The sequence below is a fragment of the Oscillibacter sp. UBA6647 genome, from assembly GCA_002455655.1.
Classification (GTDB): Bacteria; Bacillota; Clostridia; order Oscillospirales; family Oscillospiraceae; genus Oscillibacter.
On the sequence record DKLF01000062.1, the window covers coordinates 1 to 20,668 of the forward strand.

At 59.1% G+C, this 20,668-nt stretch carries 22 protein-coding genes and 2 pseudogenes; 18 read left to right on the top strand and 6 right to left on the bottom strand.

All coding sequences use genetic code 11. The features are described 5' to 3' along the window. The 3 genes and pseudogenes from B2W96_RS04750 to B2W96_RS04760 form a co-directional block, all read left to right on the top strand. Nucleotides 1–432, top strand: a pseudogene (locus B2W96_RS04750) (D-alanyl-D-alanine carboxypeptidase); the annotation flags it as partial. 113 nt (nt 433–545) lie between these two features. Continuing rightward, nucleotides 546–1,880, top strand: coding sequence for a glucose-6-phosphate isomerase (locus B2W96_RS04755; RefSeq protein ID WP_293009058.1), 1,335 nt, complete (start codon nt 546–548; stop codon nt 1,878–1,880). 146 nt (nt 1,881–2,026) lie between these two features. After that, the gene (locus B2W96_RS04760; protein WP_293009060.1) at nt 2,027–2,437 is read left to right on the top strand and encodes a hypothetical protein; all 411 of its coding nucleotides are present in this window, start codon (nt 2,027–2,029) and stop codon (nt 2,435–2,437) included. A 108-nt stretch (nt 2,438–2,545) separates the two neighbouring features. On the opposite strand, the gene B2W96_RS04765 is transcribed toward B2W96_RS04760, so the two are convergent. Next, nucleotides 2,546–4,069, bottom strand: a complete 1,524-nt coding sequence (locus tag B2W96_RS04765; RefSeq protein WP_293009062.1) for an S-layer homology domain-containing protein — start codon at nt 4,067–4,069, stop codon at nt 2,546–2,548. Nucleotides 4,070–4,309: 240 nt separating this feature from the next. Between B2W96_RS04765 and recJ the strand changes: the two genes are divergently transcribed. The 15 genes and pseudogenes from recJ (at nt 4,310) to B2W96_RS04840 (ending at nt 17,730) form a co-directional block, all read left to right on the top strand. Continuing rightward, the gene (recJ, locus tag B2W96_RS04770; RefSeq protein ID WP_293009064.1) at nt 4,310–6,412 is read left to right on the top strand and encodes a single-stranded-DNA-specific exonuclease RecJ; all 2,103 of its coding nucleotides are present in this window, start codon (nt 4,310–4,312) and stop codon (nt 6,410–6,412) included. Beyond that, nucleotides 6,409–8,622, top strand: a complete 2,214-nt coding sequence (locus B2W96_RS04775) for a RelA/SpoT family protein (protein WP_293009066.1) — start codon at nt 6,409–6,411, stop codon at nt 8,620–8,622. The genes recJ and B2W96_RS04775 overlap by 4 nt, the downstream gene beginning before the upstream one ends. 118 nt (nt 8,623–8,740) lie before the next feature. Further along, nucleotides 8,741–9,187: a D-aminoacyl-tRNA deacylase gene (dtd, locus tag B2W96_RS04780; protein ID WP_293009068.1), complete on the top strand. Its 447-nt coding sequence runs from the start codon at nt 8,741–8,743 to the stop codon at nt 9,185–9,187. A 12-nt stretch (nt 9,188–9,199) separates the two neighbouring features. After that, nucleotides 9,200–9,820, top strand: coding sequence for an MBL fold metallo-hydrolase (locus tag B2W96_RS04785; protein WP_293009070.1), 621 nt, complete (start codon nt 9,200–9,202; stop codon nt 9,818–9,820). Between the two features lie 3 nt (nt 9,821–9,823). After that, complete coding sequence (gene hemZ / locus B2W96_RS04790; RefSeq protein ID WP_293009072.1) at nt 9,824–11,329, top strand: coproporphyrinogen dehydrogenase HemZ; 1,506 nt, start codon at nt 9,824–9,826, stop codon at nt 11,327–11,329. A 57-nt stretch (nt 11,330–11,386) separates the two neighbouring features. After that, the gene (locus tag B2W96_RS04795; RefSeq protein WP_293009074.1) at nt 11,387–12,319 is read left to right on the top strand and encodes a uridine kinase family protein; all 933 of its coding nucleotides are present in this window, start codon (nt 11,387–11,389) and stop codon (nt 12,317–12,319) included. An 18-nt stretch (nt 12,320–12,337) separates the two neighbouring features. Next, the gene (locus tag B2W96_RS04800; protein WP_293009076.1) at nt 12,338–12,736 is read left to right on the top strand and encodes a zinc ribbon domain-containing protein; all 399 of its coding nucleotides are present in this window, start codon (nt 12,338–12,340) and stop codon (nt 12,734–12,736) included. Nucleotides 12,737–12,815: 79 nt separating this feature from the next. Continuing rightward, the gene (locus tag B2W96_RS04805; protein WP_293009078.1) at nt 12,816–14,438 is read left to right on the top strand and encodes a putative polysaccharide biosynthesis protein; all 1,623 of its coding nucleotides are present in this window, start codon (nt 12,816–12,818) and stop codon (nt 14,436–14,438) included. 58 nt (nt 14,439–14,496) lie between these two features. Beyond that, nucleotides 14,497–15,303, top strand: coding sequence for a nucleoside triphosphate pyrophosphohydrolase (mazG, locus tag B2W96_RS04810; protein WP_293009080.1), 807 nt, complete (start codon nt 14,497–14,499; stop codon nt 15,301–15,303). Between the two features lie 60 nt (nt 15,304–15,363). Continuing rightward, a complete protein-coding gene (locus B2W96_RS04815) occupies nt 15,364–15,639 on the top strand; it encodes an HU family DNA-binding protein (protein WP_293009082.1) in 276 nt (91 codons plus the stop codon). Nucleotides 15,640–15,740: 101 nt separating this feature from the next. Next, on the top strand, nt 15,741–15,992 hold the full coding sequence (locus tag B2W96_RS04820; protein WP_293009083.1) for an RNA-binding S4 domain-containing protein: 252 nt from the start codon (nt 15,741–15,743) through the stop codon (nt 15,990–15,992). A 70-nt stretch (nt 15,993–16,062) separates the two neighbouring features. Beyond that, complete coding sequence (locus B2W96_RS04825) at nt 16,063–16,344, top strand: YabP/YqfC family sporulation protein (RefSeq protein WP_293009085.1); 282 nt, start codon at nt 16,063–16,065, stop codon at nt 16,342–16,344. A 1-nt stretch (nt 16,345) separates the two neighbouring features. Further along, a pseudogene (yabQ, locus tag B2W96_RS11830) lies at nt 16,346–16,549 on the top strand (spore cortex biosynthesis protein YabQ); the annotation flags it as partial. 262 nt (nt 16,550–16,811) lie between these two features. Further along, nucleotides 16,812–17,120, top strand: a complete 309-nt coding sequence (locus B2W96_RS04835; RefSeq protein WP_293009089.1) for a hypothetical protein — start codon at nt 16,812–16,814, stop codon at nt 17,118–17,120. 94 nt (nt 17,121–17,214) lie between these two features. Further along, nucleotides 17,215–17,730: a S1 RNA-binding domain-containing protein gene (locus B2W96_RS04840; protein ID WP_293009091.1), complete on the top strand. Its 516-nt coding sequence runs from the start codon at nt 17,215–17,217 to the stop codon at nt 17,728–17,730. A gap of 256 nt (nt 17,731–17,986) precedes the next feature. Here B2W96_RS04840 and B2W96_RS04845 read toward each other — a convergent pair whose 3' ends face one another. From B2W96_RS04845 to B2W96_RS04865, 5 genes are all read right to left on the bottom strand, one after another. Then, nucleotides 17,987–18,631 (bottom strand): HAD family hydrolase, encoded by a 645-nt coding sequence (locus B2W96_RS04845; RefSeq protein ID WP_293009093.1) that lies wholly within the window; start codon nt 18,629–18,631, stop codon nt 17,987–17,989. Between the two features lie 195 nt (nt 18,632–18,826). After that, nucleotides 18,827–19,714: a YitT family protein gene (locus B2W96_RS04850; protein WP_293009095.1), complete on the bottom strand. Its 888-nt coding sequence runs from the start codon at nt 19,712–19,714 to the stop codon at nt 18,827–18,829. A gap of 126 nt (nt 19,715–19,840) precedes the next feature. Beyond that, nucleotides 19,841–20,146 (bottom strand): sigma-70 family RNA polymerase sigma factor, encoded by a 306-nt coding sequence (locus tag B2W96_RS04855; RefSeq protein WP_293009097.1) that lies wholly within the window; start codon nt 20,144–20,146, stop codon nt 19,841–19,843. Next, a complete protein-coding gene (locus B2W96_RS04860) occupies nt 20,127–20,360 on the bottom strand; it encodes a hypothetical protein (RefSeq protein ID WP_293009101.1) in 234 nt (77 codons plus the stop codon). Before B2W96_RS04860 ends, B2W96_RS04855 begins: the two co-directional genes overlap by 20 nt. Next, nucleotides 20,360–20,545 (bottom strand): hypothetical protein, encoded by a 186-nt coding sequence (locus B2W96_RS04865; RefSeq protein ID WP_293009099.1) that lies wholly within the window; start codon nt 20,543–20,545, stop codon nt 20,360–20,362. Before B2W96_RS04865 ends, B2W96_RS04860 begins: the two co-directional genes overlap by 1 nt. Nucleotides 20,546–20,668: the final 123 nt, after the last annotated feature.

The following is a 20,668-nucleotide window of genomic DNA, read 5'->3' on the forward strand; positions in this document are numbered from 1 at the left end:
ACGACGCTCTTCCGATCTATGGAGCTGATCGCCGTCATTATGAAGGGCCCCACCTCCGCTCAGCGATTTGAAGACGCAAAGGCCCTGCTGAGCTATGGCTTTTCCACCTACGCCCTGGTAAAGGCCATGCCCGACGGGGCACTGCCTCCAGTGAACGTATCGCTGGGGACACAGACCACCGTGCAACCCGTGGCGGCGGGCGAATCCCTTCTGCTGGAAAAGGCCAAAGCGGGAAAACTCGAAAAATCCGTGTCCCTCACCGAGCAGGTGGCCGCCCCCATTGCAAAAGGCGACGTGCTGGGAACGCTGATCCTCTCCTCCGGTGGGGAGACAGTGGCAGAGGTGCCGCTGGTGGCGGGAGAGGACGTTCCCCGCGTCTCCTGGGGCGCGCTGGCCCTGCGGTATCTGCGCACCGCATTTCTGGGCGGCTGATTTCAGTCCGGATTTCCGGCCTTTTTTGGATTTTTCCTTGTGACGCAGGGGGAATGCTAGTATAATAGGGCCATCACCCAAGGTCGCGGGGCGATCCGGAAAGGATGGTTGTTATGCTGGAAGTGAAAACCTTTCATATGGACTCCTTTATCCCCATGCCCTATGAGGAAGCCATGGCTCCCCGGCTGGGGCTGGCCCACGAAAAGCTGCAAAGCGGAGCAGGCCCGGGGGGCGAGTATACCGGCTGGGTCCGTCTGCCGAAAGACTATGACCGGGATGAGTATGCCCGCATCAAGGCGGCGGCGGCCAAAATTCGCAAAAACTCCGGCGCGTTGGTGGTGGTGGGCATCGGCGGGTCCTATCTGGGCGCCCGGGGCGTGATTGACCTTTTGTGCTCCCCCAGCTATAACCTGAAAAAGAAGGACGGCCCCAACATCTACTTTGCGGGCAACGGTCTGGACGCAGACGCACTGGGCGAAACGCTGGACCTTTTGGACGGTGTGGACTTTTCCGTAAACATCATCTCCAAGTCCGGCACCACCACAGAGCCCGCCGTTGCCTTCCGCTTTCTGCGGACGCTTTTGGAGGAGCGGTATGGCAAGGACGGCGCGCGAAAGCGCATTTTCGCCACCACAGACCGCAGCAGAGGTGCACTGAAATCTCTTGCGGACAAAGAGGGCTGGGAAACCTTCGTGGTACCGGACGACGTGGGCGGGCGGTATTCCGTACTCACCGCGGTTGGCCTTTTGCCCATCGCCGCGGCGGGCGTGGACATTGACGCGCTGATGGGCGGCGCGGCGGAAATGATGGGGCGGTGCGCCGTTCCCGGCTATGACTGCCCGGCATGGAGGTATGCCGCCGCCCGGTATCAACTGTACCGGGACGGGAAAACCGTTGAAATTCTCGGCTGCTTTGACCCGGCATTTCGCATGATGGCGGAGTGGTGGAAGCAGCTTTACGGCGAGAGCGAGGGAAAAGAGGGCAAGGGTCTGTTCCCCGCCAGCGTGGAATTTACCGCCGACCTCCACTCCATGGGCCAGTACATCCAGCAGGGGCGGCGGCTGATGTTTGAAACGGTGGTCCGATTCGGTCCGTCTGCCCGGCAGCTTTCTGTTGAGCGGGATGAAGAGGACGGCGATGGGCTGAATTTCCTTGCGGGTAAATCTCTGGACTTTATCCGGGACAAAGCTGCCGAGGGAACGCTTCTGGCCCACACGGAGGGCGGCGTTCCCAACCTCATCATTGAGGCCGGGACGCGGAATGCGGAGACTGTGGGCGGTTTGATTTACTTCTTTGAATACGCCTGCGGGCTCAGCGGATATCTGCTGGACGTAAATCCCTTTGACCAGCCGGGCGTGGAGGACTATAAAAAGAATATGTTCGCTCTGCTGGGAAAACCCGGCTTTGAGGACCGGGGTGCGGAGCTTCGGGCAAAGCTGAACCTGTAAACGAATACCGGGGGCGAAATTTTCGCCCCCGGCATTATTCACAAACTTTTTTGCAGGAATTCTGCATTGTTTTTTCAGGGAATCTATGCTATGCTGAAGACATAGAAATCCACCCCGTGATTTCAAAAGAACAGGAGTGATACACTATGGTTAGATTGATTATGGGCGTCAAAGGCTCCGGGAAAACCAAGCAGCTCATCGACCTCATCAACAGCGCGGCAAAGGACGAGCCGGGCAACGTGGTTTGCATTGAATCAAACTCCGCTCTGACTTACGACATCCACTACCATATCCGCCTGATTGACGTAAAGGAATATAAACTGAACAACTACGAGTCCATGCGCGGCTTTATCAGCGGCCTGTATGCCGGGAACTACGACATTTCCCACGTTTTCATCGACAACCTGTGCAAGGTGACCGGCGGCGACGTGGACCACAAGACCGAGGAATTTTTGAATTGGCTGGACGCTTTTGGCGAGAAGAACAGCATTAAATTCACCGTCACCATCAGCGCCGAGGTGGGCCTTGCCACCGACGGGATGCAGAAATTCCTGTAAGCGTCCGCGCGAAGACTCTTTCCCACATAAATTCTTAACAAACGGCGGCGGGATGTGCGATGCACATCCCGCCGCTCCTATTTTCGGATTTTTTGGCAGTTCCCGCGCTTATTTCAGCCCCGCAAGAATCCCGTTATTCCCGTCCAGCGGGCCGGTCAAATTGTCAAGGCACAGCCCGCCGCCGCCGATAAACGACAAAAGCTGCCGCCGCGCCTGCGCGGAGCGGGCGTCGTTATACCAGACCACCACCCGCTGTCCGGAGTTCGTATAGCTGAGATAAGGCGCGGCGTACCGGCCAGACCAGTAGCCCGTGACGCCGGAGGTTGACAGCAGGGTGGAAAGCTCTGCCGCGGACACATCCCCCTCGGCCCGCTCTCCCCTCCACTTGGAGCCGGATACGGTGAGCAGAAGCACTATCTTTTCAGTTGGAACAGCGGATGCCACGGCTTCCATCGCGTAATAGACCTCTTCCAGCGGCTCTCTGGGGGTAGTGGGAAGACCGGAAATCACCTGATAGTAGGGCGCAATGCGCAAAATAATCTTGTCTGTAACAGCCGCCAGCGCGGCAAAGTCATAGCCGTTGTAGGCCGTCCCCCCCTGCCTGACAGGCGCTTCCGCCGCCACGAAGAAAAGCTTGTCTTTCCCCAATCCCGTTCGCAGAGCAGTCGCCAGCGCCGTAAGAGCCGCCCTGTCTGTGCCGGTCAGCTTTGAGACGTCCAGAAGCACACCGTCCCATCCGCCGTCAACGGCGGCTGCTGCAAGTTCTTTTGCCAGTGCGGCAAGGTCTGCCTCGGCAAGAACGGAGCCGGGACCGGAAACCTGAAGCAGCACACGCCTGTCCCCCGCCGCCGACCGGATGGCGGCGGTCGTTTCTTCAGAAACGTCGGAAACCAGTTGAAGCGACCCGTTATACACCAGCTTCAGCGCGGGAACCGCCACGGTCCCAACGCCCCCAAGGCTCAGTCCCGCCGTCTCCCGGGCAATGCCCACAAGCTCCGGTGCGGGGGCGTGCAGCTTGTCGTAAACCCGCATTAGCACGGCGGCGGCCTGCTCCCGGGTGACAGGTTTGTCCGGCAGAAATTCGCCCCGGGTGTTCCCCGTCATAATGCCAAGATCGCTGGCCAGAATCAGATATCCCAGACTGAAGGTCACGTCGGTAAAGGGGGACTTCCGCTCCCCCGCAAGGCCCGCCAGCGTCCCATACCCCAGCGAGCGCACCAACATCACTGCCATCTCCGCCCGGGTAATGGCGTCTCCGGGGCGGAAATTCTCCTCCTGCTGCGTCACCGCCCCCCGGACAAACACGGTTTCCACCGCGCCGTAATACCACTTGGAGGGGTCCCGGTTGTCCGCAAAGGACCCGGCAGCGGGAGAAACCGCCTCCCACTCAAACAGGCGGCACAGCACCGCGGCAAACGCCGCACGGGTCATGGACCCTCCCATGCCGAACGTTCCGTCGCTCCGACCGTTCAAAAGTCCCTTCTCCGCCGCACGGGCAATGGACTCCGCCGCCCAGTGCGTCTTAGGCACATCGGAAAACTTGGGGGCCGCCGCCGCGCTCACCGGCAGCGCGGTCAACAGGCACAGGCAGCTAAGGCCCACAGCAACCAGCCGTTTCATGTATTTCAGCAAACAATCATCTCCTTTTCAAAGCGCTTCATAAAACAATCTGCCGGGCCACGGCCCGGCCTGTGTAAAATCTTCCAGTGTAATAACCCCGGTTATTTTAGCAGAATCCGGCCCGCCCGTCAAATTCGCCGCCAAAGGTTAGAATTTTCTTTACGTTTCCGTGGAACTTTGATATAATAGTGGAGTTATTTTGGAAAATAGCACAACTGTGCTGCAGAATTTGTCGGAAGGGGGGCTGCCGTGATGAAATTTGAAAAGTGGAACATCGGAGCGCCCTCCCCGGGCGCGGTGGAAGCGCTGCGCCAAGCGGGATATCCTGCGCTGCTGGCCTCTGTGCTGGCGGGCCGGGGCATCGTTTCCGCGGAAGAAGCCGCCAAGCGGCTGGAGTGCGACGGGGCGCTGACCCTCTCTCCCTTTGCTATGGCGGACATGGATAAGGCCGTGGAGCGCATTCGCCGCGCCATTGCGGACGGGGAAACCGTGGCCGTCTTCGGCGACTATGACGTGGACGGCATTACCTCCACCGTGCTGCTGCTGGACTATTTGAAAAATTGCGGCGTTCCCTGCCTGCGCTATATTCCCCGGCGCATTGAGGACGGCTACGGTTTGAGCCGAGAGGCCATTCAATTCCTCCGCGACCAGGGGGCCACGCTGATGGTGACGGTGGACTGCGGCGTCACCGGGGCGGAGGAGGTGGACTTTGCAGCTTCCCTTGGGCTGGACGTGGTGGTCACCGACCATCATGAGTGCAAAGGCCCTCTCCCAAAGGCTGCCGCCGTGGTGGACCCCCACCGGGCCGACTGCCCATACCCTTTCAAGCATCTTGCGGGCGTGGGCGTTGCGCTGAAGCTGGTGCTGGCTCTGGGCGGCTCCGGCAACGAGGAGCGGCTGTTTTCCCGATACTGCACCCTTGCCGCCATCGGCACCGTTGCCGACGTGATGCGGATGGAGGGTGAGAATCGGGTGATCGTCCAGCGGGGCCTTGCGGCTCTGCCAAGAACGGATTTTGTGGGCATTCACGCCCTTTTAAAAGAAGCGGGGCTGGACGGAAAACCCGTCACTTCCGTGCAGATTGGCTTTTCTTTGGCCCCCCGCATCAACGCGGCGGGGCGCATGGGGGCGGCGGACCTTGCCGCCGACCTGTTGGAAACCGAAGACCCCGCCCGCGCCGAAGAACTGGCCCGGGCGCTTTGCGATTTGAACCGGGAGCGTCAGGCAGTGGAACAGGAGATCTGCGCCGACGCGCTACACCAGATCGAGTCCCTGCCGGATTCCCAGCGCTCCGCGCTGGTGCTGGACAGCGACGACTGGCATCAGGGCGTGGTGGGCATCGTGGCCTCCCGCATCAGCGAAAAATTTTCCTGCCCCAGCTTTATGATTCACATTCAGGATAATCTGGGAAAAGGCTCCTGCCGGAGCTTCGGGGGCTTCAACCTCTTTGCCGCACTGGAGGCGTGCTCCAGCCTGCTGGATGGGTTCGGCGGCCACGAGCTGGCCGCGGGCTTCACCATCCGCAAGGAAAACATCGCCCCCTTCCGGGAGAAAATGAACGGCTATGTCCGGGCACACTGCGGAAAGGGCATTCCCGTTCCCGCGCTGGAGATTGACGTTGCCGTGGCCGACCCGGCGGACCTGACCATGGACGAGGTGGAGCAGCTTGGCCATCTGGACCCTTACGGCGCGGGGAATCCCCGGCCTGTCTTCGCGTTGCTTGGCGCGCGGGTGGAGGGCCTTCAGGGCGTGGGGCAGGGAAAGCACCTGAAATTGCAATTAAGCCGCGGTCTTTGCCGGTTTGACGCCATCTTTTTCTCCGCCACGGCGGAGGAATACGGCATTCGGGTGGGGGACCGGGTGGATGCCGCCTTCTATCTTCAGGGCAACACCTTCCGGGGCCGGACCACCCTGCAATTGCAGATGGTGGATCTGCGGCTCAGCCGTGTTCCCAGCCGCAGCGAGGTGGAAAGTTTGGAGATGATCCGGCGGCTGTGCTGCGGCGAAAGCCTGACAGCGCAGGAGACAGACCGCCTGAACGTGTCCTTGGAGCAGTTTCGTGTCCTGCTGAAGGCCATCCGCCGATTGCTTCCTCAGGGGCGTGCGACGGTCGCAAGGCTGCCGTTTCTCCGATCCGTTGCTGAGCTTTCGGGTGGGCGGGAAGCATTTTTACGGGCCGCTTTGGCCCTGGCGGTATTTGAAGAGCGGGAACTTCTGCGCACCACTCCCGTAGACGAGGAATTTTTTGACATTGCGCTGCTTCCATGGGAAGACAGCGTGGATCTTTGCGCCTGCCCCCTTTTGCAGAGGCTTCATGCCGGGGCGCAGGTCTGGGAAGGGAGGGAGGCCCAATGACCGTAGAAGAAGAATATCAACTGCTGGAAGACACTATCCGGGCCTATAACCCCTCGGCGGATTTTGCCCATATCCGGGCCGCATACGAATTTGCGGAAAAAAGCCACATAGCCCAGAAACGCAAAAGCGGTGAGCCTTATATTATCCATCCTCTGGCGGTGGCCCAGATTGTGGCTGAGGAGCTGCGGCTGGACTCCGAGTCCATCGAAGCGGCACTCCTTCACGACGTGATTGAGGACACTCCCGCCAGCCATGAGGAAGTTGCCCGGCTTTTTTCTCCCACGGTTGCGAATCTGGTGGAGGGGGTCAGCAAGCTGACCCGTATTCAGTACGCCACCAAGGAAGACGAGCAGATGGAAAATCTGCGGAAAATGCTCATCGCCATGAGCAAGGACATCCGGGTCATCCTCATCAAAATTTCCGACCGGCTGCACAATATGCGCACCATGGAGTATCAGTCCCCGGAGAAGCAGAAGCAAAAATCTCTGGAGACGATGGAAATTTACGCTCCCATTGCCCACCGGCTGGGTATGCAGCGCATGAAGTGGGAGCTGGAGGACCTGTCCCTGAAATATCTGGACCCGGTTGGGTTCGACGAAATTGTTTCAACCCTGAGCGCGAAAAAAGCCGAGTATGACGACTTTATGAACCGCACCCAGGCCCAGATTGACCAGCGTCTGACGGAAATGGAAATCCGCCACAAGGTCTACGGGCGGATGAAGCACCCCTATTCCATTTATCGCAAGATGTTTAACCAAAATAAATCTCTGGATGAGATTTTTGACCTGTTTGCCTTCCGTGTGGTGGTGGACTCCGTGGGAGACTGCTATAACGTGCTGGGCGTTATCCACGATATCTACAAGCCCATTCTGGGCCGGTTCAAGGACTATATCGGAACCCCCAAGCCCAACGGCTATCAGTCGCTTCACACCACCGTGATGGGCGGAGACGGCATTCCCTTCGAGGTGCAGATCCGCACGCAGGAGATGCACGAAATTGCGGAATACGGCGTGGCCGCCCACTGGAAATATAAGCAGAACGGCCAGGGCGGGGGCACCGAGGGAAAATACGAGTGGGTCCGTCGGCTCCTTGAAAATCAGGAGGGCACCGACGCGGAGGAGTATATCCGCTCGCTGAAAATCGATATGTTCTCCGACGAGGTGTTCGTGTTCACCCCGGGCGGCGACGTGCAGAACCTTCCCGCCGGAGCCACCCCCATCGACTTTGCCTACTCCGTCCACTCCGCCGTGGGCAACCACATGATCGGCGCGAAGGTCAACGGACGCATTGTCACCTATGACTTCCAGCTTAAAAACGGCGACATTGTGGAGATTCTTACCTCTAAAACCGCCAAGGGTCCCAGCCGGGACTGGCTGAAAATTGCCAAGTCCAGCGAGGCCCGCAGCAAAATCCGCCAGTGGTTTAAAAAAGAACGGCGCGAGGAAAACATCGCAAATGGCCGCGCCGCCTTTGAATCAGAGCTGAAGCACTGCGGCATTGCCATGCGGGATGTGCTGGCCCTTGAAAATCTTCCGGAGCTTTTGAAGCGGGTGTCCTTCGGAACGCTGGATGAGATGTACGCCGCCATCGGCTACGGCGGGTTTTCCGCTCAGAAAGCCGTGAACCGGATGCAGGGCGAGCTGATGCGCATTCAAAAGCTGCACCAGCAGGAAAAGTCTCTGGAAGACGCCATGGAAGCCGGCAAAGCCGAAGAACCGGCAAAGGCCGCCGTTCCCAAGCGCGCCCGCAGCGAGCAGGGCATCATCGTGGAGGGACTCTCCAATTGCCTTGTGAAATTTTCAAAGTGCTGCACCCCCGTGCCGGGAGATGAGATCATCGGCTTTATTACTCGGGGATACGGCGTGTCCGTTCACCGGTGCGACTGTCCCAACGCCTCGGAGGAGCGCCGCAGCCAGCCGGACCAGAAGGGCCGGTGGATTAAGGTCACCTGGGGCGCGGATACCAACGACAGCTACCGCACTTCTCTGGAAATCTTGGCCAAAGACCGCAACAATCTGGTTCTGGACGTTTCCGCGGCCTTGTCTGTGACCAATACCCGGGTGGCGGCGCTGAACGTCCGCACCACCGAGGACCGCTTTGCCGTCATCACGCTGGAGGTCAGCGTCAAAGACGGCGATCAGCTCCAGTCCCTGATGAAGCGGCTTAATCAGGTTTCGGGCGTTTTGAACGTCACGCGGCCCGCCGGATGACGTCGCGGCAAATTGCGTATCGTTCGCTTCCGCGCTTTGGCGCGAAAGCTCATTCACTCCATTGCCGCTCCTTTTCACGGGGACACGGCAGAGATCAATTAGTAAAGGAGATCTGCACATGCGCGCGGTAGTCACGAGAGTTACCCGGGCCTCCGTCTCCATCGACGGAGCCGTGAAGGGCCAAATCGGGCAGGGCTTTCTCATCCTTCTGGGCGTTACCCATGAAGACACGGAGGCCGAAGTCCTCAAGCTGGCCGAAAAAATTTGCGGCCTGCGCATTTTCGAGGATGAAAATGGCAAAATGAATTTGGGGCTGGACGCGGTGGACGGCGAGCTGCTGATTATCTCCCAGTTCACCCTGTATGGAAGCTGCAAGCGGGGCCGCAGACCCGACTTTCTTGCCGCCGCGCGACCGGAAGTTGCCATTCCTCTGTACGAAGCCTTTATCACGGCATGCCGGGAAAAGGTTTCGCGGGTGGAAACCGGCGAATTTGGCGCGGATATGAAGGTGGACTCCGTGAACGACGGCCCGCTGACGCTGATTTTGGACACCGACACGCTGTAAGGAGCATTTGCCATGAAAATCATTACCATGCAGGTTGGCGCGATTATGACCAACTGCTATATTTTTTGCGACGAGGAAGCGGGCGTCTGCGCTATTGTGGACCCCGGCGCCGACGCGGACCGGGTTGCCCGCGCCGTGGAGGAAACCGGCTGCACCCCCGTCTGCATTTTCCTGACCCACGGTCACTATGACCACACGGGCGCGGTGGCGGAGCTTTTGGAACGGTACCCCGGCATTCCCGCCTATTTGAATCGCCGGGATGTCCATGGCGACGACGCGGACCGGCGGACCCGGGAGTTGTTTTTATCCCTGCCTGCCACAGTGGACTACGGCGAGGGTGACACGATACAGGTGGGCGGCTTGACCGTCTCGGTCTTGTCCACTCCCGGCCATTCTCCCGGCTCTGTGACGCTGCTGTGCGGCGAGGCCATGTTTGCCGGAGACACGTTGTTTGCCGGCTCCTGCGGCCGGACGGATCTGTCCGGCGGCAATGTGGGCGACATGCTGGCATCCCTGTCCCGTCTGGGGCGGCTTGAGGAGGAATACACCGTGCTCCCCGGCCATATGGGGCCTTCTCTTCTCAGCCGGGAGCGGGAATACAATCCTTTCATGCTTCAGGCACTGGGACGCTGAGCCATGCTTTTGAAATTTGAGGGGCATCAGGAGCTGTATGCCATGGAGCAAACCCTGATGGCCCTGCTGCCGGAGGAGCGGCCCGTCTACGAGGGAAATGACCCCAACCGGGCTGTAATTACTCTGCGCCAGATCGGCAGTCATGCCGAAGCGGTGACTGAAATGCTCTATCAGGGGCACACCGGTCGAGGCGAAGCCGCGCAGAATTTAGGCGGCACTGACTATGAACAGGAGGGCCAGCGCCGCAGGCTGCTGCAAATGAGCTTTTTCAAAGCCGCCCGGGAGGCCGCCGGACTGACGCCCCCGTGGGGGAGCCTTACGGGCGTGCGGCCCGACAAAACGGCGGTGGCCGCTCTGGACTTGGGTGACTCCCCCGAGGAGGTCCGGCGGATGCTGGAGGACGAGTATTTCGTCACACCCCGCCGGGCAAGACTTGCAACGGAGACGGCCTGCGTCACCCGCCGTGTGCGGGAGGACCTGGGTCCCAAGGATATCGCCCTGTACGTTGGCATCCCCTTCTGCCCCACCCGCTGCGCCTATTGCAGCTTTGTCAGCGCCAGCGTGGAGCGGAGCTTCCATCTGGTGGAGCCGTATCTCACGGCGCTGAAGGCCGAGATTTCCTCTGCAGGAAAGCTTTGCCGGGAGCTGGGCCTACGGGTCCGTTCCTTTTACATGGGGGGCGGAACCCCCACCACTCTTTCGGCAGAGCAGATGGACGGTTTGCTGGGCGGTCTTGCCGATTCGTTTGACTTTGCGGCCTGCTGCGAGTATACTGTCGAGGCCGGACGGCCCGACACGGTGACGCCGGAAAAGCTGCGGGTGCTGAAAAACCGGGGCGTGACGCGGATTTCCGTGAACCCCCAGACCATGGAGGACCGGGTACTTGCGGCCATCGGCCGCCGCCACAGCGCCGCCCAGATTTTCTCCGCCATGGAGCAGGCCGCCGAAGCCGGGTTTGAACATGTCAACATGGACCTGATCGCAGGCCTGCCCGAAGACGACCCGGAGGGCTTTCGCCGGTCGCTGGACGCCTGCATTGCTTTGGGAGCGGACAACATCACCGTCCACACCCTGAGCCTGAAAAAAGGCAGCCGCATCACGCTGGAGGGCCTACGCATTCCCTCCGCCGAGGCAGTGGGTGAAATGCTGGACTATGCAGACCCCACGCTCCGCGCCGCCGGATACGGGCCTTACTATCTTTACCGGCAGAAGTATATGTCCGGCAGCTTTGAAAACACGGGCTGGTGCAAACCGGGAGCGGAGAATCTTTACAACATCTACATCATGTCGGAGCTGTGCTCCATTCTCTCCTGCGGCGCGGGCGGGTCCACAAAAATGGTGGGCGGGCCGGGCCGTATCAGCCGGGTATTCAATTTGAAGTACCCGGTGGAATACACGTCGCGGCCCGGCAAGATTTCGGAAAATCAGGCGGCCTTTGCCGCGTTTTACCAAAATGCCGCGGCCGCCCCCTCTCCTTCCGCCCCCGGGCGGGAGACAGCGGGGGATTGAATCGGGACGCGCGGGCAAAGCGCGCCGCAGGTCCACTTTGGAAAGGGGTTTGAAATCATGGCGTATTCTCTCATCGACATCAATCAGGCGGTCCGCAGCGATCCCCGGGAGTTTTCCCGGCGCTGCGACGAGGACTTTCAGAAGAAGGTGCGCATGGCGGCGGAAAAAATCGCCGCTCACCGGGGCGAGTCCCGCATCATTTTGCTCTCCGGCCCCTCCGGCTCCGGAAAGACCACCACGGCTCTGAAGGTGGAGGACGTACTCAAGTCCATGGGAATCATGACCTATACAGTGTCCATGGATAACTATTTCAACACCGTGGACCCGGAAACCGCCCCCCGCAATCGGGAGGGCGCCATTGACTTCGAGTCTCCCTTCTGTCTGGACATCGATCTTTTAAACCGCCACTTCGCCATGCTGGACCGGGGCGAGACAATTCATGTGCCCAAATACGAATTTGCCCGCCAGATGCGCTCGGACATCATGTCCCAGCCCATGCGCCTGGGGCCTGACGAGCTGGTGATTTTTGAGGGCATCCACGCCCTGAACGACGTGATTGTGGGTAAGAATCCCCATGCCTTCAAGCTCTACATCGCGGCCCGCAGCAGCGTGCTGGACGAGGCGGGAAGCGCCCTGTTCGACCATGCGTGGCTGCGTCTTTGCCGCCGGATTGTCCGGGACCACAACTTCCGGGGCAGCAGCGCTGAATTCACCCTGAAAATGTGGGATAATGTCCGCCGGGGGGAAAAGCTGTACATCTCCCCCTATAAGGAAAACGCGGATTTAATGTTTGACTCGTCTCTCGAGTGCGAATTTTCCGTTCTCAAGCCGTATGTGGTCCCCCTGCTGGAGGAGCTGCCCCGGGGCAAATACCCGGTGGCGGACCAGATTCTCACCGCCTACGAGCGCTTTGAGGGCATGACCGCCGAATATCTGGCATTGGATTCTCTGGCCCGCGAATTTGTGGGCGGCGGCACCTATACCTATTAAGTTAAGGAGGGCGTCAACATGGATGAAAGATTGCAGGAGATTCTGGATACCGTGCAGAAAACCGCCGAGGAAGTAGGCACCGCCGCAGGCGACCTTTTTACCGCCGCAGGTCAAAAGGCATCCTCCCTTCTCTCCGTCAGCAAGCTGAATGTCCGCGCGGCAGACCTGAAAGCCCAGCGGAGCGCGCTTTTGCAGGAGGTTGGCTCCATGGTGTACGGAACCCACACCGGCAAAATTGCCGACTCCGACCAGCTTCTTGGCAAGCTCCGTGAGATTGACGAGGTGAACGCAGAGCTTGACCGCACCGCCGCGGAGATCGTGCGGCTGCGCCAGAGTGAACCCCGTGTGTGCCCTCTGTGCGGATTTGGCCCCAAGCAGGGCGACGTTTTCTGCCGCCACTGCGGAACCCGCCTGTGACGGAGACATGACGGCAGAATGTACGCATATCCTTGTTGGAGAAACGGCTCCAACCTTTTGAAAAAATTGAGGTAACTTCATGGCGAATAACGCGAAAAAGCAGTCTTTTCTGGGCGGCGCGGCGATTTTAGCCTCCGCCGTGGCCATTGTGAAGCTCGTGGGCGCGGTTTACCGCATTCCGGTGAACAACCTTCTCAGCGCCGAGGGCAAGACCTACTTCAAGGTGGCCTACGACATTTTCAACGTCCTGATGACCGTGTCCACCGCGGGACTTCCCCTTGCTATTTCCAAGCTCACCAGCCGGGCCCACGCCACGGGGCGGGAAAATGAAAAACGCAAGCTGTTCCGCACCGCAATCTGGCTGTTTTTGGGAATCGGCCTTGTCGGCTCGCTGCTGATGTTTTTCGGAGCGTCCCAACTGGCCGACCTCCAGCGCCAGCCCATGGCGGCCCACGCCATCCGTGCGCTGGCGCCCACCATCCTGTGCGTCAGCCTTCTTGCCTGTATGCGGGGCTACACACAGGGGCAGGGCAATATGACCCCCACCGCCGTATCGCAGGTCATTGAGGTCACCTTTAAGCTGGGCGTGGGCCTGCCGCTGGCGTGGTATCTCATCCGCGTGGTGCAAAAAGGCGTGGCCTACGGCGCCGCAGGCGCCATATTGGGCGTCACGGTCAGTGAAATTATCTCTCTGGGCTTTATGTCGCTCTATCTGTTCCGTCATCGGGACAATCAGGCCCTTTCCAACGATGTGCCCCCTTCCAGCGGCACGCTGATGAAGCAGGTTCTGCACATTGGCATTCCCATCACGCTGAGTAATTCCGCCATGAGTCTTCTGACCATGCTGGATACCACCATTGTCCTGCGTCGGCTGGCCGATATCCAAAACCAGCTTCCCGCCGCGCCGAGCGTCCTGTTTGGGCAGTACGGCTACGGCACGGACCTCGTGAATCTGCCGCCCTCCTTTGTCTTTCCTGTGACCATGAGCCTGATTCCCTTTGTGGCAGCGGCGCTGGCCCGGCATGAAAACGCCAGAGCCAACCGGGTCGTTTCCTCCGCCCTGCGATTGATCGCCCTGCTGGCCATTCCCGCAGGCGTTGGGTTAAGCGTGCTGGCCGGACCGATTCTGCTGCTGCTGTATCCCGCGCAGGTTCAGGACGCCATTGCCTGCGCGCCGCTTTTGCGGGTGCAGGGCGTGGCGTGCATCTTCATCTGCCTGATGAATTTGACCAACGCTATTTTGCAGTCCTACGGCAAGGAGAAAATTCCGATTTACACCATGGTTGCCGGCGGCGTCACCAAAATTGCCATGAACTACGTTCTGGTAGGCACGCCCTCCATCAACATCATGGGCGCCCCCATCTCCACCCTCTGCTGCTATCTGGTCATTGCCGGATTCAACCTGTACTTTGTGTGGAAATACTCGCCGGAAAAGCCCCGGTATCTCCAGATCTTTGCAAAACCGGCCATTGCTTCCGTGGCGATGGGCCTCTCCGCCTGGGCGGCCCACGGCCTTCTCAGCCGTCTGCTGACAGGCCCCGACTCGGGGTATCTGGTCAGTGCCGCAGCCACCTTGGGCGCCATTGCGGTGGCCGTTGTGGTGTACGGCATTCTGGTGCTGGCTTTGCGGATTCTCCGGGCAGAGGATCTGGAATCCATGCCTCACGGCAGAAAGTTGGCAAAAATTTTAAGGCTGAAGTGAAAAAAACCTGAACAATCAAGCATTTCCCGTGAATTTATCTTGCAAAGGCAGAAAAGATATGATAGATTTTCAATGTAAGCCCCGATACGGATATGAGGACCTTCTTCGGATTATGGAGCTGCTTCGCTCCCCCGGCGGCTGTCCCTGGGACCGGGAGCAGGATCACGCCTCCCTCCGGCGAAACCTTTTGGAAGAGTGCTGTGAGACTGCGGAAGCCATCGACCGGGGCGACCCGGCGGCCCTGTGCGAGGAGCTGGGCGACGTGCTTTTACAGGTGGTGTTTCACGCCCAGCTCGAGCGCGAGCAGGGCGGCTTCACCATGGACGACGTGACAGACGGCATCTGCAAAAAGCTGATTTACCGCCACCCCCATGTGTTTGGCTCCGAAGAGGTCAAAGACTCCGCCGAGGAGTCGGCCCGCTGGGAGATCATGAAGCGTAAAGAGAAGGGCCAGGTCTCTGCTGCAGACGCGGTGGACGCGGTTGTCAAAACACTTCCTGCCCTGTGGCGGGCCGAGAAAATTCAGCGCAAGGCTTCCAATGCCGGATTTGACTGGCCGGAAGCCTCCGGCGCGATGGACAAGCTGTCCGAGGAGGTTGCCGAGCTCCGCGAAGCGGCGGAGGACGCTACCCGCCCTGTGGACGCGCCCCACGGTATCCGCGAGGAAGTGGGCGACGTTTTGTTTGTGGCCGCGCGGATTGCCCAGCGCTACGGGATAGACCCCGAGGAGGCGCTGCACGCCGGGTGTGACAAGTTTGCCCGCCGCTTTCGCTTTGTGGAGGAACACGCCTCCGGAGACCTTGCCACCCTACCTTTCGAGGAAAAGACGGCCCTGTGGGAACAGGCCAAAAAACACGAATCTTAAAAGCGGACTTCGCTTTGAGATATATTCTGGAAGATGTGAATTTTATAGGAGGAAATACAAATGAACAAAGCTGAGCTTATCAACGCTGTTGCCGCCAAGACGGAGGTTTCCAAGAAAGAAGCCGAGGCTGTTATTGCCGCCACTCTGGACGCGATCACCACCGCCATGAAAGAGGGCGACAAGGTCCAGCTGGTTGGTTTCGGTTCCTTTGAAGTGAAGAGCCGCGCCGAGCGCATCGGCCGCAACCCCAAGACCAAGGAGGAGATCAAGATTCCCGCCTCCAAGATCCCCACCTTTAAGGCCGGCAAGGCGCTGAAGGACACCGTCGCACAGTAAGCGCGGCAACGTTAAATAAACGCCTCGCGCGGAGGGACGAAAGTCCCCCCGCGCGTTTTCCAATCCAAGGTTTTTAAAAAGTTTTTAAAAGGAGCAACTTTATGCGGCTGGACAAATATCTCAAAACCGCGCGGCTGATTAAGCGGCGCACCGTGGCGAACGAGGCCTGCGACAGCGGCCTTGTAATGGCCAATGGCAAGCCCGCCAGAGCCAGCTATGAGGTGAAGGTGGGCGACGTGCTCTCTCTGCGGTTCGGCGTGCGGACCCTGACGGTGGAGGTTCTGGCGGTTTCAGAGAATGTCCGTCAGGCAGACGCGGCGGGCCTGTACCGCGAAATTTCCGGCGGGGCATAATCCGCCGCACTCTCCCATAGAATGGTGTGACCGCCGGCTTGGACCGGCGCAGACCGGGGAGGGACGTAAGATGAACGACTATGGAAACGCCATGCCGCAGGCCCATCGGGTTGAGCTGAACGGACGGGAGCACCTGATTGTCTCCGGCGTGGAGGATGTGGAGCGGTTTGACGAGACGGGGATTGTCATGTCCACCGCCGCCGGAACGCTGGTGGTGACCGGGGAAGAGCTGCACATCGGTCAGCTCTCGCTGGAGGGCGGAGAGCTGCGGGTGGACGGGAAAATTGATTCCCTGTCCTATGAGGAGCCTTCTGCTAGCCGGGGAGGGCTGCTGCGGCGGCTGCTGGGATGATATGCGGAACTTTGTGGACCAGCAACTGGGGATATTTCTCCAGTCGATTCTGCTGGGGCTGGCCATCGGGGTGGCCCACGATCTGCTTCGCCCCTTCCGTCTTCGTCTGCCAAAGTTCGCCTGGGTGCTGGACGTGGTCTACTGCCTGTGGGCCGCCGCGGCGCTGTTTCTCTTTGCCCTGAACCGAACCCAGGGGCAACTGCGCATTTTTTCGCTGGTGGGCACCCTTGGCGGCACGGTGCTGTTTTTCACCCTGTTTTCCGCACTCCTGCGTCCGATTTGGGATTTTTGGGCCGATACACTGGACTTTTTGCTTCATTTGCTGCAAATTCCTTGGATTTGGCTGAAAAATTTCTCCAAAAAAATGGGCCTTCGTCTGAAAAACATCTTTCTTTTTATGAAAAAATGCTATACAATAGAGAAAATTGCGTGTCGACGTTACAAAATCGGTCGGGGAGGAAGCAGCCGTGGCAAAGACAGGCGCGCCAAAAAAAAGCCGCCGGCAGCTCAGGCTGGGCCTGTTCGGAAAGCTGCTGCTGGCGTCGCTCATCGTCGCCCTCGGGTTACAGCTATACCGTCTGCGGACGCAGGTGGAGCAGGCGGAAACCCAGAAGATCTTGCTGAGCGAGCAGGTTCGCAGCAGCCAACAGGGCAACGACCATCTGCAAAAGGCCATCGATGGCGGCGGCACGCAGGAGCAGATGGAGCAAATCGCCCGGGATGAGCTGGGACTGGTGGCCCCGGGGGACCGTGTGTTCTACGATGTGAGCAATTGAGCGGCATGGGCGCGGCGCGCCCTGCCGGTCATCTGAATATCTTTCCGCCTTCGGCGGACAAACGAAACCTGAGAAGGGAGAACTAGTACGCAGTATGGGAGTAGAGCCTGAGGTTGGGAGCATCATGGAGGGCAAGGTAACCGCCATTATGAAGTTTGGCGCGTTCGTCGCCCTGGAAGGAGGCCGCTCCGGCCTCGTACATATCTCGGAGATCGCAAACAGCTACGTAAACGACGTCCACGACTATTTGCAGGAGGGACAGAGCGTCAAGGTCCGGGTTCTGACCTCGGAAAACGGAAAGCTCAATCTCTCCATTAAAAAGGCGCTGCCTCAGGAGGAAGGCCGGTCCTTCGCTCCCCGGGGCGTGGGAGGGCTGCGTCCATTTGTAGGCGGTGGGTCTCGGCCTGTCGGCGGCAGTGGTCCGCGTCCTGCCGGCGGCGGATATGCACCGGCAACCCGCTCGGGTCCTGCTCGGGCGCAGGCGATTCCGCCTTCCGGCGACGTGGACTTTGAGGACAAGCTAAAAAAATTTCTCTCCGCTTCCGAGGGAAAAATGGCTGATTTGAATCGCAGCGTGGATGGAAAACGCGGCGGCAAGAGAAGAAAGTAATCAAAAAATCCGCCGCTCCAAAAAGGAGCTGCGGATTTTTTCTTGAACCCTTTTGCATGAAAAGCCATTTCGTATATAAAAAGTGAAAAATCGACCAATTTTCCCCCTTGCGTTTTCGAGCCGTATGGAGTACCATAGTCATGGAAGCTTTCCAATATCCCACCCATTTGGGCCGCTGGCGTATTATTCGCCGGCGGCCCCTTTTTGCCATTTTTAAGCTGGTTGTCTCAGGCGCGAAAAGACTGCCCGGCGCTCATTATTCCGTCTGCGTCCAATCCTCAAAGGAGCGAATGTAATAATCCGCCTCCGCTTGCATAGCGTCCTGATTCGGCTCGGACGGGTCATAGACGGCCGCCGTGCGAAACCCTGCGGCCTTGGCCGTGCGCAGGGCAAAGAGGGAATCCTCGAACACCACGGTGTCCTCCTTCCGGCAGCGCAGGCGGCGCAGAGCCATCTCATACACCTCCGGATGGTCCTTTTCATGGCCCGCGTCGCCGCAGGTAAGCAGTCCGCGAAAATATTTCCCAAGACCCGAAACCTCCAGCGCCAGATCCGCCAAGGGGTGGTCTGTGGCTGTGGCCACATACATCCACACGCCCTCCATCTTCAAAACGGACAGCAGCCGCTCAATCCCCGCCTTCGGCTTGATCTGAAACCGGTAAAACTCCTCCATCTCGGCGTACAGCAGCCGGGAAATCTCCTCAGGCCGGACCTCCAGTCCGTACCGCTCCACACAGTAGGCCGCGCCCTCCTCCATACTCATGGCATGAAGCGTTCGGTCAAGCCCCTCCTCCGGCTCCTTCCCCTGCCGCCGGATAAAGCCGGAGCCAAGCGTTCTCCACGCCCCCATGGAATCCAGCAAAGTTCCGTCCATATCAAAAATCGCGCCTTGCAGCCGCATAGCTTTTATGCTCCCCTTTCATGAAAAAAGCGCCGCCCAGGCGGCGCCTTTTATCTGTCCTTCGTTTCTTCTTCTGAAGCCTTGTGCAGCTTCCCTGCACGGGTCCCCGGCAGGCTTGTAAAAATCCCCACGTCTTCGCATTCCCCCAGGCGCTCCCGCCGGAAAGCCACCGGCCCACCAGTTTTTGTCCGCCTCTCAGTTCCCCAGATTCCGGCGGAAGTTGCCGTCCACCTCAATACCGGACTGGATCACAAAAAATGCGTGAGGGTCCATGGTGTGAACCGCCCGACGCAGCTCCTCCACTTCGTATTTGGACAGGCACACATACAGTACATGCACGTTCTCCCCGGTATAGGCCCCCACCCCCATCCAATAGGTAACGCCCCGACCGAAAGATTCGGTAATATACTTTGCCAGTTCCTTCTCGTTATGCTTGGTGAAAATTATGGCCTGAATGGAGATGTTCTGCTGGTGCATCCGGTCCAGAATGGTGGCGGAAAAGTAGTTGTAAATCACGGAGTAGATCGCAATTTCCGGGCTGAACAGCACGAGGCACGCAGTGTACAGCACCGCGTTGATCCCCAGGCTGAACCGGCCCACGGTAATATTGGTTCCCCGGGCCGCCAGCGCCAGCCCCACCACGTCCAGCCCGCCTCCGGAGCAGCCGCAGGTCAGCACGATGCCATAGGCTACGCCCGTGATAATGCCGCCCAGAAGACAGGAAGTCAGCATATCCTCCACAATGGGGGTGGTCGCTGCGGGAATGACCGAGTAAAAAACAGAGAACGCCAGCGTGCAGATCAACGTCCGGACCACGAATCCGCGCCCCAGCGTCTTCCACGCGAAGAGCAGAATCGGAATGTTAAACAGAAAATAAAGAATTCCCGCAATGTCATACTGCCCGAAGTTCATCCCCATATAGTCCGTCATCAGCGTCCGGAGCAATTGGCTGAATCCCATGACTCCGCCGGTGTACAGATGCATGGGAACCAGAAATAAATTCATCGCCAGCGCGGCGAGGAATTGTCCGAATACGGCACCAAGAAGACGCAGCCAGCGGTTGTGCAGCGCGGTGTAAATCATAAGGCTCCTCCTTCTATTTCCCCGGTTCCCAAAGGAACCCGCGGGGTTCAAGCACAGCAAAGATTGTCGCAAGCCTATTATACGTAAACCCAGCCAAAAGCACAAGGGGGAAAGACGGGAAATTCCTTACAGCGCGTATTGCAGGGCGCGGCGCAGACGCTCCTTTGCCCGGTGCAGCGTCCGGGACACGGTGGAGGGGTCTACGCCCGCCTCCTCCGCAATTTCCCGCATGGTCAGCCCGTCGTCAAAGTATCTCTCCAAAAACTGGCGCTGGCGGGGCGTCAGCTCCCGCTGGCGGGCCAAATGAAGCTGGCGGCGCAGACGGGCCAGACGATCTCCGTTGTCCCCGGCGTTTTCCCGCAGCCACACTGTCATGTCTCCCAGCCACTCGCTGGAGCGGGTGGAAAAAGCATTAGAAGCAGTACTTTTCATCCTTGTGATACCCCCTTTCGTAATAATGGGCAGTCACCGCGGCCAGCTCCCGCGCCTCCCGCAGCAGCGGTTCCAGCTCCGCGATGCGCCGGGTCAGACGAAAAATTTCCTCCGGGTCGGCTTGTCCCTGCCGCTTCTGTTTCAATTCCCAAATGCGCAGGCGCAGGGCGTCAGCCCCGGCCCGATATGTAACGGACATCTCCATCAGCGTCATCACTGGTTCACCTCTTCTCCCAGCACCCGACGAAAAGGCTCCAGCTCTCCCCGGGCATATTCCGGAAGGCAGGCGGCACAAATCAGCTCTCCGTTGATCTGCCAATAGGACTCTCCCGGGCATAGTTCTCCGCCGCATGGCCCACAGCGGGGACCTTCCTGTCCCCTGAATGATATTTTTCTCATAAAAATCACCCTCCCATAAAAAACAAGGTTGACAAACCTCTCACTGTCTGCTAGAATAACTTTTGCTGTTGGATGCGCTGGTGTAGCTCAGCTGGTAGAGCAGCTGATTTGTAATCAGCAGGT

What these genes read in the sequence shown, in the direction of transcription:
- B2W96_RS04775 (WP_293009066.1), top strand. Translation starts at nt 6,409, where the DNA reads ATGACCGTAGAAGAAGAATATCAACTGCTGGAAGACACTATCCGGGCC.
- B2W96_RS04865 (WP_293009099.1), bottom strand. Translation starts at nt 20,545, where the DNA reads ATGAGAAAAATATCATTCAGGGGACAGGAAGGTCCCCGCTGTGGGCCA.
- mazG (WP_293009080.1), top strand. Translation starts at nt 14,497, where the DNA reads ATGATAGATTTTCAATGTAAGCCCCGATACGGATATGAGGACCTTCTT.
- B2W96_RS04860 (WP_293009101.1), bottom strand. Translation starts at nt 20,360, where the DNA reads ATGACGCTGATGGAGATGTCCGTTACATATCGGGCCGGGGCTGACGCC.
- recJ (WP_293009064.1), top strand. Translation starts at nt 4,310, where the DNA reads ATGAAATTTGAAAAGTGGAACATCGGAGCGCCCTCCCCGGGCGCGGTG.
- B2W96_RS04755 (WP_293009058.1), top strand. Translation starts at nt 546, where the DNA reads ATGCTGGAAGTGAAAACCTTTCATATGGACTCCTTTATCCCCATGCCC.
- B2W96_RS04850 (WP_293009095.1), bottom strand. Translation starts at nt 19,714, where the DNA reads ATGATTTACACCGCGCTGCACAACCGCTGGCTGCGTCTTCTTGGTGCC.
- B2W96_RS04805 (WP_293009078.1), top strand. Translation starts at nt 12,816, where the DNA reads ATGGCGAATAACGCGAAAAAGCAGTCTTTTCTGGGCGGCGCGGCGATT.
- B2W96_RS04855 (WP_293009097.1), bottom strand. Translation starts at nt 20,146, where the DNA reads ATGAAAAGTACTGCTTCTAATGCTTTTTCCACCCGCTCCAGCGAGTGG.
- B2W96_RS04820 (WP_293009083.1), top strand. Translation starts at nt 15,741, where the DNA reads ATGCGGCTGGACAAATATCTCAAAACCGCGCGGCTGATTAAGCGGCGC.
- B2W96_RS04840 (WP_293009091.1), top strand. Translation starts at nt 17,215, where the DNA reads ATGGGAGTAGAGCCTGAGGTTGGGAGCATCATGGAGGGCAAGGTAACC.
- B2W96_RS04760 (WP_293009060.1), top strand. Translation starts at nt 2,027, where the DNA reads ATGGTTAGATTGATTATGGGCGTCAAAGGCTCCGGGAAAACCAAGCAG.
- hemZ (WP_293009072.1), top strand. Translation starts at nt 9,824, where the DNA reads ATGCTTTTGAAATTTGAGGGGCATCAGGAGCTGTATGCCATGGAGCAA.
- B2W96_RS04825 (WP_293009085.1), top strand. Translation starts at nt 16,063, where the DNA reads ATGAACGACTATGGAAACGCCATGCCGCAGGCCCATCGGGTTGAGCTG.
- B2W96_RS04785 (WP_293009070.1), top strand. Translation starts at nt 9,200, where the DNA reads ATGAAAATCATTACCATGCAGGTTGGCGCGATTATGACCAACTGCTAT.
- B2W96_RS04815 (WP_293009082.1), top strand. Translation starts at nt 15,364, where the DNA reads ATGAACAAAGCTGAGCTTATCAACGCTGTTGCCGCCAAGACGGAGGTT.
- B2W96_RS04795 (WP_293009074.1), top strand. Translation starts at nt 11,387, where the DNA reads ATGGCGTATTCTCTCATCGACATCAATCAGGCGGTCCGCAGCGATCCC.
- B2W96_RS04800 (WP_293009076.1), top strand. Translation starts at nt 12,338, where the DNA reads ATGGATGAAAGATTGCAGGAGATTCTGGATACCGTGCAGAAAACCGCC.
- dtd (WP_293009068.1), top strand. Translation starts at nt 8,741, where the DNA reads ATGCGCGCGGTAGTCACGAGAGTTACCCGGGCCTCCGTCTCCATCGAC.
- B2W96_RS04845 (WP_293009093.1), bottom strand. Translation starts at nt 18,631, where the DNA reads ATGCGGCTGCAAGGCGCGATTTTTGATATGGACGGAACTTTGCTGGAT.